Raw genomic sequence first — 11,467 nt, forward strand, 5'->3', positions numbered from 1 at the left:
AATATGGCTTGGTTTAAAAGAAAAGATAAAGGGATTCAAACTTCAACTGAAGAAAAAAAAGATACACCTAAAGGACTTTGGTACAAGTCGCCTACCGGAAAAATAATAGACACTAAAGAATTAGAACAAAACTATTACGTTAGTCCAGAAGACGGTTACCACGTAAGAATTGGAAGTAAAGAGTATTTTGAGATTCTTTTTGACGACAATAAATTTAAAGAATTAGATACAAATTTAACTTCTAAAGACCCTCTAAAATTTGTAGACACCAAGAAATATCCAGACCGCTTAAAAGCAGCACAAGCTAAAACTAATCTTAAAGATGCTGTGCGTACAGCGGTAGGAAAATCTATGGGAGAAGATTTAGTCATTGCCTGCATGGATTTTGGCTTTATTGGTGGCTCAATGGGAAGTGTGGTTGGAGAAAAAATTGCTAGAGCAGCAGATTATGCCTTAAAAAAGAAAACACCGTTTATGATAATTAGTAAATCTGGTGGCGCTCGTATGATGGAAGCTGCATTATCTTTAATGCAGTTAGCCAAAACATCGGCAAAATTAGCTCAATTGGCAGATGCAAAAATACCTTACATTTCATTGTGTACAGACCCAACAACAGGAGGCACGACAGCATCATTTGCAATGCTAGGTGACATAAATATAGCAGAACCAGGTGCTCTAATTGGATTTGCAGGCCCAAGAGTTGTTAGAGACACTACAGGGCAAGAATTACCGGAAGGATTTCAAACTGCTGAGTTCTTGTTAGAGCATGGTTTCTTAGACTTTATTTCGCATAGAAAAGATTTAAAGAAACAGGTAAACCTATATATAGATTTGATAAAAAACCAACCTCTAAGGGTATAAAAAAAGCGAGCTTAACAGCTCGCTTTTTTAATCCAATCCACTATTTTAAACCTAATTTAGCACAATAGGTATTTCTGTACCATTATTAAAAGTGAAGGTGGCTTGGTTATCACAATCTCCCTCTCCATAATCAAAAATACCACCAAAGTTGGTTCGCTCCACATCAAAGGAACCACTAACAAAGTAAGCACAAACAACCTCTCTTCTTAGCGGCACTAAAACTTGGTAATTATGCGTATTACCATTTACAAAAGTTGCAGTCCAGTTACCAGTAATTTCAAAAACGTTATCACTGAAGGTTCCACTACCAAAACCTTCAACCCACTCTCTAATTCTGGTGCCTTCTCTAGAGGCTTGCACTCCATTTGGCCAAATAACTGTAATACTTAGATTGTGGGTAAACTGAGGATTTCCGTTATCATTAGATAATTCTTTCAAAATAGAACGACTTGCAATTACGTTTTTAGCATCAAAATAAAAATCTACTAAATTGTAATTAATCATAATCTGTTGTGCTTCAGTATTTCTTGTATAATCAAAAACAATCTGCCCTTGTATAATATGTCCGCTAATCTCACAGCCTTCTGTACCAAAATCTAATGTTACCTCTCTGTAATTCTGTTGTGCTACTACAGTTACTGTAACACATTCTGGTAGGTCTTTTGCATAACTATCTAAACCATTTGTTGATGCTCCGGTTCTACTGGCAGTAGCTTCCTGCGCTTCGTAAGCATCAATAACCAAATCGCCTAATATATTGTCTATTTGATCAATCTCGGCCGAGCGTTGTACTTCAGTAGTATCTTGAGAAAGATCTTCTGCTTCAGTGGTGTCCTCGTTATTACTACAAGACGCGGTTACTACGAGCAAAATTAAAAGGCCTAGAATATTTTTTGCTAAGGGATTAAAGTTTTTACCCATATCATCTTTACTATTTTTTTTGAGTTTGAGATTTAAATAATTCATGATTACTTTTTTATTGTTAATATACTACTAAGACTACGACAACTAAAAAAAGTTTAATCACAGAAAAAAATTATGCTTTTCTAAAGTAGATTGAAAACTCCGTGCCTACATTTACCTTACTGGTAACGGTAACTTTTCCGCCTAAGGATTCTATATGGTTTTTTGTAATAAAAAGTCCAATGCCTATAGCATTTTCGTTACAATGAAAGGTTTTGTACATCTTAAACAATTCGTCGCCAAATCTTTTCATATCAATACCTAAACCATTGTCTTTAATTTTAAACACAATATAAGCACCATTAATTATAGAACTTAGTTCAATAACAGGCTCCCTCGTTAGTGATTTGTACTTTATGGCATTGGTAAGAAAATTTAGAATAATACTGTCTAAATAAGCGGGCACACCCAAAATATTGTGTGTTTCATCTATTAGATTATAAATTAAGGCATTTGCGTTTTGTGCCATTGCAATAATGTTATACATGGCTTTTTCCACAAAATTGTAAAGATTAAGCTTTTGTAATTTTGATGCCTCTATTTCCCTAATTTTTGCTACTTCGGTGAGGTGCGCAACAGTTTCTTGCAAATTACCTACGGCTTGTTTAAGCAGCTTATAATTTTCATTATGGATAATATCTTCAAAATCACCTTCTAAAAATTCGCTTAGAGATACTAAATTTCCTGAATGCGCCCTTAAATTGTGAGTTACAATATTTGCAAAAGAGGTCAATCTATCATTTTGCTCTTTGGCAACGCTGAGCATGGTTTTTAACTTTTCTTGATTTTTTTGACGGTTAGTAATATCTGTAAACTGCCATATCATATGTGGTCTGTCCTCTTTAAAAAAAACAAGAGTCACGTAGATTAATACCCAAATTACATTACCATTTTTATGAAAATAACGTTGCTTAACCCTATATTTATCTATTTTACCATTTATTAATTTCTCAAACTTCTTTTCGTGCACACCTAGGTCTTCAATAAAGACCATATTATCAATATCCATATTAAAAAGTTCGGATTTGGTATAACCAAAAATATCAGAAACTGCTTCATTCATTTTTAGCCAATTTCCGTCCAAGCTAACAACCGCAATGCCATTATAAGTATTGTTAAACACACGATCGAGGACATCAAAGGCATTGGCAACATGTTGAGAAGATCGAATAGCTTTCATCCTAAAAGTTTTTTTAAGGATCAATAGGAAGAAGCTCTTAACGCGTTCAGGGGAACTTACTTAAACTAAATAGTACAGATTAAAAGTTACGAAAAAAACCTCAAATAACAAAAAAGTAGTATATTTGCCGCTTGAGAGAAAATCTTTCAAAGTACATAACAATCATTTACAACAATATTAGAATGTATTTAACTAAAGAGACAAAAGAAGAAATCTTCGCAAAACACGGTAAAGGAAAAAATGATACTGGTTCTGCAGAAGGACAAATTGCGTTATTTACGCACAGAATTAACCACTTAACTGAGCATTTAAAAAACAATCGCAAAGACTATAACTCTGAGCGTTCATTGGTAAAACTAGTAGGTAAACGTCGTGCGTTACTAGATTACTTAACAAAGAAAGATATCTTAAGATACCGTGCTATCGTTAAAGAATTAGGATTAAGAAAATAATCTAAATACAAAGACCACGCTTTTAGCGTGGTTTTTTGTTTTGGACACTGAGGTAAAGTCAAAGTGATACAACGTCCTCGAAAGCGTTTAATTTTCGAATTGAAATAGCAGATGAGATCCTAAAATTAGTTTGGGACTTCGGTTTTTCATTGGTCATAACAACTACACAACAACACAACGACCATTGTTTAACATTGCTGATATGTGCTGCATATCCGCAAAAGAATTTTTAATTTTTATGATTCCAAAAACTTACAAAGAGGTCATAGACCTAGGTGATGGTAGAGAAATTTCTATCGAAACCGGAAAACTAGCAAAACAGGCACACGGATCTGTTGTTGTACAATCAGGAAAATGTATGCTACTATGTACAGTCGTTTCTAATTATCATCAAGCCGATGTAGATTTTTTACCTTTAACTGTTGATTACAGAGAGAAATTTGCTGCTGCAGGTCGCTATCCTGGTGGATTTTTTAAACGTGAGGCGAGACCAAGCGATGGCGAGGTACTTACTATGCGTTTAGTAGACCGTGTTTTGCGCCCACTATTCCCAAAAGACTATCATGCCGAAACTCAAGTTATGATTCAACTAATGTCTCATGACGATGACGTTATGCCAGATGCTATGGCAGGTTTAGCCGCTTCCGCAGCAATTCAATTATCAGATATTCCTTTCGAGACGGCAATATCAGAGGTTAGAGTTGCTCGCGTAAATGGTGAATTTATTATTAACCCAACATTTTCTCAATTAGCCGAGTCTGATATTGACATGATGATCGGTGCTTCTGCAGATTCTGTGATGATGGTTGAAGGCGAAATGGATGAGATTTCTGAAGAAGAAATGGTAGAAGCTATTAAGGCAGCTCATGAAGCAATTAAAGTGCAATGCGAAGCGCAGTTAAAATTAGCGGAAGCCTTTGGTAAAAAGGAAACGCGCGAATATGAGCCAGAAGTTGAAGACGAAGAATTAGCCAAGAAAATTCATGAGATGGTTTACGATAAAACGTATGCCATAGCTAAAGCAGGTTCTGCAAAACACGAAAGAGGTGCTGCATTTTCTGAAATTAAAGAAGAAGTATTCAATTCATTTTCTGAAGAAGAACAAGATGAATTAGGCAAACTTATTCATAAATATGTTGCTAAAGCTCAAAAAGAAGCTATTAGAAATTTAACCTTAGACGAAGGATTACGTTTAGATGGTCGTAAAACTACAGATATAAGACCTATTTGGTGTGAGGTAGATTATTTACCATCCACTCACGGCTCAGCCATATTTACACGTGGTGAAACCCAAGCGTTGGCTACCGTAACCTTAGGAACTTCTAGAGAAGCAAACGTTATTGACATGCCATCTTATGAAGGTGAAGAACGTTTTTATTTACACTACAATTTCCCGCCGTTTTCAACCGGTGAAGCTAGACCTATTAGAGGAACTTCAAGAAGAGAAGTTGGCCACGGAAACTTAGCACAACGTGCACTCAAAGGAATGGTTCCTGAAGATTGTCCTTACACGGTAAGAGTAGTTTCAGAAGTCTTGGAATCTAATGGTTCGTCTTCTATGGCAACGGTCTGTTCTGGTACAATGGCTCTTATGGATGCAGGTGTACAGTTAAAAAAGCCTGTTTCTGGTATTGCTATGGGATTAATCTCCGATGGTGATAAATACGCTGTACTTTCAGATATTTTAGGAGATGAAGATCACTTAGGTGATATGGACTTTAAAGTTACCGGAACCGCAGATGGTATTACAGCAACCCAAATGGATATTAAGATCAAAGGTCTATCTTATGAAATCTTGGTAAAAGCACTAATGCAAGCTAGAGAAGGACGTTTACACATCTTAAAACATCTTACAGATACAATTGCACAACCTAATGCTAATGTTAAAGATCATGCACCTACCATGGTGACAACACGTATTCCAAATGAATTCATCGGAGCATTAATTGGGCCTGGTGGCAAAGTGATTCAGGAATTACAAAAAGAAACCGAAACCACTATAGTAATTAATGAAGATCCTGTGACTGAAGAGGGTATTGTTGAGATTCTTGGTGTTGGCAATAAAGGTATTGACGCTGTAATGGCTCATATAGATGCCATGATGTTTAAACCAGAGGTTGGTAGCATTTATGAAGTAAAAGTGATTAAAATGCTAGACTTTGGTGCCGTTGTAGAGTATACTGAAGCGCCTGGTAATGAAGTTTTACTTCACGTCAGCGAACTCGCTTGGGAACGCACAGAGAATGTTTCTGATGTCGTTAACATGGGAGATGTATTTGATGTAAAATACTTTGGTATAGACCCTAGAACTCGAAAAGAAAAAGTATCTCGCAAAGCTATTTTACCAAAACCTGAAGGTTGGGAAGATAGACCAAAACGCGATAACAGCCGTAACAGAGACAATAATCGAGGACGCGATAACCGTAACAGAGGTAATAATCGCAGAGACGATAGAAACCGAAGAGACAATAACAAAGAAGATTAATTACGCTTTTTATGTTTAATAAAAAAAGCCCATCAAAATTGATGGGCTTTTTTTATTAAACGTCCATTTCTAAAACGACATTAACAAACTCGCAGAAAGTCCTGTAGCCTCCGGAACAAAACGACAAACACCACCTACACAGACTAATCCTGCACGTTGTCTACCATAATTTAAAGAAAAACGTGTAGAGCCTTTGTTAAAGCTACCACCAAAATTGTAATAATGATTTTCTGAAGTACTACTATCAGTTCCGCTATTATAGATATCGTTAACGTAAAATGATAATCTCGGACTTGCATTATATTCTATAGTTCCACCTACCCAATCATGATTTTCAGTGTTAGACCATAGTTTCTGCAATTCTAAGCGTACAGACTGTCCTATTCTACCAAACTTATAAAAGGTTTCACCAACAATAATATTAGTTTTAATTTGTTCACCAGAAAAATTATCTTCTATAGTTCTTTGGTTATAGTATTGGTTTACGTAGTAAAAAATAGAATTCATCTTTTTGTTCCATTTTTTTCTGATCTCTAAACTAACATCAGAAAAATACTTTTCACCAAAACCAAAATAATCTACGTCATAAGTTAAATTATCAAAATCATAATCTCCTTTAAGACCTGCCCAATACGACGCATTAAATGCTAGTTTTGTACCATATTTACCACCAAGTGCTGTTCCTTTTTTAATGTTATAAAATACATCAATCTGCCCTCCAATTTCACCTGCCTCCATAAGTTGTGGATCTGCAAAAACAACTTGAGACTGTGCCTGATACACAAAAATATTAGTCAATAAATAATCGTGCTGCTTTGTTAGTGCAGGCGTAAAATTGATATTATTCTCTAAAAAAACATTTCCTGTTTTTTCACGCTCAGAAAAGAATCCCATATTTTCTAAGCGTCTAAATGTGGCATCTAGTCCAAAACCTTTTTTAGAAAACCCAGTATTGAATAATAAAGCATTACCTGGATTAACAAAGGAATTAATGACTTGTCCGTTAATAACAAAGACATCATCAGACTTGGTAACGTACTCTGCATTGGCATAAAAGTTACCTTTAGAGAAATCTATGCGACCAGAAAAAGCATTAGTTAACTCGTCAAAATTTGGGTCTTCTATATCTGTTTTTTCTTGCCTACCAACATAACTAATCCCAAGATTTAATGAGGAACTCTCAAACTTAAAAATATTAGAAATATCGATTTCAGTATTGAAACCAAAAATATCACTGTCGGCAGTTTCAAAGCCAACACGTTGTTTTCCATACAACCCTGTTAAAGACAAAAAGTTTGTGGGCATGTATTTTACTCTTCCGCCCAAAAGTGCATTATTGAGACCTAGTTGTCGATCTTCCCAGTTCCTAAGGATGAGACCACTACCAAATTGCTCATAATAATGTCCTGCACTTGCTTCTAGTTTATCACTTCTGTAATTGAGTGAATAAATCCCAAAGTCTGTACCTTCAAAATTTGGTGAATAATTTAATAAAGCTAATGGCTCGTATGATTCTATTTGAACCGTCGCTGTAAAACTTTCAAGAAAATCATAGTCTAGTTTTAGGTAAGAATTGACCCTTACATGCTCATCACCATCATTATTTTCACCATCAAAAAAAGGTCCTGTGCGTTTGTCATCATTATACCACGCCATGTTAGACTCGAGACCAACACGCAAGTTATCTAGCAATTGTGCTGACATTTGGTTTACCGTAAAACAAAATGTTAACAGCATTAAAAGCTTTTTCATATATGATTGTAAATTTTAGTTAGGTTAGTTAGGTTATTGTTGTTGTTTTGTCTACAGTTATTTAGAATGTTCTTTTACGACCTCATATAGTTCCTCTTCACTTCCAGGTGTGTAGCCTGTTCTGGTATGGATAATTTCACCATTTTTAACCACAACAACATATGGTAGCACATTAATATTTAGAGCGCGTTTAAGATCTTGATTTTCATCTAATAAAATCTGGTATTCCCAGCCTTTTCCATTCACTAAAGGAATAACGCGTTTCTTAGTTCTAGCATCATCTGTAGAGACTGCTATAAGCTCTACGTTGGTTTCATCTTGCCAATCTTCATAGACATCAGCTATAGCATCTAGCTCATTAATACAAGGCACACACCAAGTCGCCCAAAAGCTAAAAATTTTTATATCGCTAGAGTCCGCAAGCGCTTTTACAGAAATACTATTTCCATCGAGATTATTTAGGTTTATGTCTGGAAATTCCTGACTATGCATTAGTAATGAGATACTTATAAAAAAAGCAGCAAATAGATATTTCATGTTTTTAAAATTTTAGTTTTTTTTAACATTTTGCAATAATAATACCACTTTTTTAAAAAATTAGTATAATTTGCATTTTTTTAAACAAAACCTTAAAAATTTTTTATTAAAACTCATAATTTATGAAAACTAAACATCTATTTAATCTTTTATTTATGGCCTTAGCTATAAGCTTTGGCGCTTGCAGTAGCGACAGTGATGGTGACGGAAACGGCAATGGAAATGGAAATGGAAACGGCAATGGAAACGGTAATGACATAACAAGCATCTCTGTTGAAATATCAAGTTCTGTCGCCTGTGGCATTTACGCTGGTGACACTGTGAGTTTTGCTGTTATGGGCAACAATAACACAGATGTTACCAATTCGGCTACAATCTCTGTTAACGGTACAGCCATATCTGGCAATACATATACTACAACCCAAGCAGGTTCGTTACAAGTCTCTGCGACGTATCAAGATATAAGTACAACTAATAATTTAAACGTAAATGTTGCAGTTGATAACGCTAAATTTACTAAGCACGTAGTCATAGAAGATTTCACAGGGACTTGGTGTGGTTACTGCCCAAGAGTATCTTATGCTATTGAACAGGTCAAGGAGCAAACAGATCAAATAAGTGTAGTTGCTATTCACAGATACAATTCTGATCCTTCTCAAAATGGTTATGACCCATTTAATTTTGATGAAGCGGCAGTTATGGGTGTCAATAGTTACCCAACAGCTAAAGTTAATAGAGGTTCTGAATGGACATTCCCTGAGCCGAGTAATATAGACCAAATTGTCGACCAAACTGTCTGTGACAATGCACCTCTAGGTTTAGCAATTACACCGTCGTTATCTGGTAATACAATGACCGTTAAAGTAGATGCCAAATTTAGCCAAGACTTTGATTTTAATAATACCAAACTTATTGTTTATGTGTTAGAAGACAACCTAATTGCAGATCAAGAAAATTATACAAGCTATTATGGTGGTGTAAGTATTCTTTCTAATTTTGAGCATGACCATGTGCTTAGGGCTAGCTTAACCAATATTTTAGGCGACGACCTTCCTAATAATGAAGTTACTAATTCTGTTTATAGTAGGACTTTCACTGCTAATGTACCATCAAATGTTGTAGATACAAATGAAATGAGTATCGTTGCATTCATTACCAATGAAAATTTTACAGGTGATGCTTTTGCCATCAACTCAAGAGTCGCTCATTTTGGGGATGCACAAACCTTTGAAGAGAATTAATTCTAAAACTAAAGGATTTTAGTATTTCCTTCAGTTAAAAAAAGGAGACCGATTAATATCGATCTCCTTTTTTTATTTGTTTTTCTAAACTTTTATAAATTAAGCACCAAGATATTATATAAAAACGCTTTTAAAGACATATCTTAAATATCATAAAACGCTTCGGTTTTATAATAAAAATCACATTTTGTCACCGACATACTGACAGTTTTAATGTATTTAACATTTCTTAAGATTCACATATCCTTAAGCATACAAGCAATATTTTGGCATATCCTCAACAATTCCACTTTTTCTTTTTAAACTTCAAAAAACTTAAAATCAACTTTTTAGTTTGGCACTATCGCATAGTGTTTGCGGCTTACATAGCTACTGACAAGTAAAGTTTAATTAAAACACAAGTATGAAAGTATTAGTAATAGGTGCCGGAAATATGGGCTTAACCTATTCAGAAGGCATGGCAGATTCTTCTTTATTAGGAAAACAAAAGTTAAGAATCTATGACACTGACCCTAACAAAATCGAAACACTCAGACAAAACCCAAGATTTGATGTATACACCTCTTTAGAGAATGGTTTACCGCAGTCGGACATTGTATTTTTAGCAGTAAAACCATATCACTGCGAAGATTTATTCAAAAAAATGAAGCCGCTTATTCATAGCGAACAAATATTTGTATCGCTAATGGCAGGTGTAAGCATAGAAACAATACAAGATGGTTTAGGAATTAAAAAAGTAATACGCACCATGCCAAATCTACCAGCTAAAGTAGGCAAAGGTGTAACCTCGTACACTGGCGCAAAAGCCATATCTCGTGTAGAGTTACTAATGGTGCGCCAACTATTAGACACAACAGGGACTTCTATACATGTAGACTCCGAGAAGTTTATCGATGCCTCTACAGGTATTTCTGGTAGTGGGCCAGCTTATGTATTCTACTTTATGCAATCTATGTTAGAAGCTGCTCAAAAAATGGGCTTTTCAGACTATGATTCTAAAGTTTTGGTAAGCAACACTTTTGAAGGAGCTATTGAATTGTTTAACCAGTCTAATATTTCACCTGAGCGCTGGATTGACAAAGTAGCATCAAAAGGCGGCACTACACAAGCCGCAATAGACTCTATGGAAGATAATAATGTAAAACAACTCATACAGGATGCAGCTTATGCCGCATTTGATAGAGCTGTTGAATTAGGAAAAGATAAATAAAATGAAAGATGACATTAAACGTGTGGTTGTAAAAGTAGGCACCAACGTTTTAACAAATAAAGACAATAGAATTTTAGGACCAGTACTAAGAGAGTTAGTTCGCCAAATCGCTGTATTATATGAAGAAGATATCATGGTAATTTTGGTATCTTCTGGCTCTGCAATTGCAGGTATGGAAGTTTTGGGCGATACTAAAATAGATAACAAATCTGTAAGAAGACAAGTATATTCTGCCGTAGGACAACCCAGAATGATGCGTCATTACTACAGTATTTTCCATGACTATGGAATGCGCTGCGCGCAAATTTTGGCAACCAAACGCGATTTTGACCCTGGGAAACATCGTCAGAACATGATAAACTGCTATGAAGGATTATTGGCCGAAGGTGTAATTCCGATTGCAAATGAAGACGATGCCGTCTCTTTAACCATGTCCATGTTCTCTGATAATGACGAGCTGGCGAGTTTAGTCGCAGAACTACTCGATGCAGATCGCCTAATCATACTATCAGATACCGACGGACTCTACACAGGCCACCCAGACGATGACGAATCTAGAAAATTAAACGTCGTAAAAACAAACCAAAATGTAGAAAAGTATGTTTGCGCTTCTAATAAAAAAGAAGGCGAAGGACGTGGAGGCATGGCTTCTAAACTAAAGATAGCCAAAGGTACTGCCAAAAAGAATATTCCTACTTACATCGCAAACGGCAAGCGCGAAAACGTCATTGTAGACATTATTAATAACAAAGAAGTTGGCACAAAATTTATTAGTGCCTAAAATCG

General features: G+C 35.5%; 10 protein-coding genes. 6 read left to right on the forward strand and 4 right to left on the reverse strand.

Annotated elements, in window-relative coordinates; all coding sequences use genetic code 11:
- Window positions 1–3 precede the first annotated feature (3 nt).
- Entirely contained in the window at window positions 4–861 is an 858-nt protein-coding gene (gene accD, locus BWZ20_RS06180) for an acetyl-CoA carboxylase, carboxyltransferase subunit beta (RefSeq protein WP_076617773.1), read from the forward strand.
- 51 nt (window positions 862–912) lie between these two features.
- Here accD and BWZ20_RS06185 read toward each other — a convergent pair whose 3' ends face one another.
- Both BWZ20_RS06185 and BWZ20_RS06190 read right to left on the reverse strand, forming a co-directional pair.
- On the reverse strand, window positions 913–1,827 hold the full coding sequence (locus tag BWZ20_RS06185; RefSeq protein ID WP_076617777.1) for a hypothetical protein: 915 nt from the start codon (window positions 1,825–1,827) through the stop codon (window positions 913–915).
- 70 nt (window positions 1,828–1,897) lie between these two features.
- Window positions 1,898–3,004: a sensor histidine kinase gene (locus BWZ20_RS06190; RefSeq protein WP_076617780.1), complete on the reverse strand. Its 1,107-nt coding sequence runs from the start codon at window positions 3,002–3,004 to the stop codon at window positions 1,898–1,900.
- Between the two features lie 182 nt (window positions 3,005–3,186).
- Between BWZ20_RS06190 and rpsO the strand changes: the two genes are divergently transcribed.
- Window positions 3,187–3,456, forward strand: coding sequence for a 30S ribosomal protein S15 (gene rpsO, locus BWZ20_RS06195; protein ID WP_076617784.1), 270 nt, complete (start codon window positions 3,187–3,189; stop codon window positions 3,454–3,456).
- 238 nt (window positions 3,457–3,694) lie between these two features.
- Window positions 3,695–5,941, forward strand: coding sequence for a polyribonucleotide nucleotidyltransferase (locus tag BWZ20_RS06200; RefSeq protein ID WP_076617786.1), 2,247 nt, complete (start codon window positions 3,695–3,697; stop codon window positions 5,939–5,941).
- 69 nt (window positions 5,942–6,010) lie between these two features.
- Here the strand turns inward: BWZ20_RS06200 and BWZ20_RS06205 are convergent, their stop codons facing one another.
- Together BWZ20_RS06205 and BWZ20_RS06210 are read right to left on the reverse strand one after the other, a co-directional pair.
- Window positions 6,011–7,693: a DUF6029 family protein gene (locus BWZ20_RS06205; RefSeq protein ID WP_076617789.1), complete on the reverse strand. Its 1,683-nt coding sequence runs from the start codon at window positions 7,691–7,693 to the stop codon at window positions 6,011–6,013.
- 57 nt (window positions 7,694–7,750) lie between these two features.
- Window positions 7,751–8,230 carry a TlpA family protein disulfide reductase gene (locus BWZ20_RS06210; protein WP_076617793.1) on the reverse strand — a complete coding sequence of 160 codons (480 nt, stop codon included), beginning with the start codon at window positions 8,228–8,230 and terminating at the stop codon, window positions 7,751–7,753.
- 122 nt (window positions 8,231–8,352) lie between these two features.
- Between BWZ20_RS06210 and BWZ20_RS06215 the strand changes: the two genes are divergently transcribed.
- From BWZ20_RS06215 to proB, 3 genes are all read left to right on the forward strand, one after another.
- Entirely contained in the window at window positions 8,353–9,471 is a 1,119-nt protein-coding gene (locus tag BWZ20_RS06215) for an Omp28-related outer membrane protein (RefSeq protein WP_076617796.1), read from the forward strand.
- A 403-nt stretch (window positions 9,472–9,874) separates the two neighbouring features.
- Window positions 9,875–10,681 (forward strand): pyrroline-5-carboxylate reductase, encoded by an 807-nt coding sequence (gene proC / locus BWZ20_RS06220; protein ID WP_076617799.1) that lies wholly within the window; start codon window positions 9,875–9,877, stop codon window positions 10,679–10,681.
- Between the two features lies 1 nt (window position 10,682).
- On the forward strand, window positions 10,683–11,462 hold the full coding sequence (proB, locus tag BWZ20_RS06225; RefSeq protein ID WP_076617801.1) for a glutamate 5-kinase: 780 nt from the start codon (window positions 10,683–10,685) through the stop codon (window positions 11,460–11,462).
- The last annotated feature ends 5 nt before the right edge of the window (window positions 11,463–11,467 follow it).

This window comes from Winogradskyella sp. J14-2, from assembly GCF_001971725.1.
GTDB lineage: Bacteria > Bacteroidota > Bacteroidia > Flavobacteriales > Flavobacteriaceae > Winogradskyella.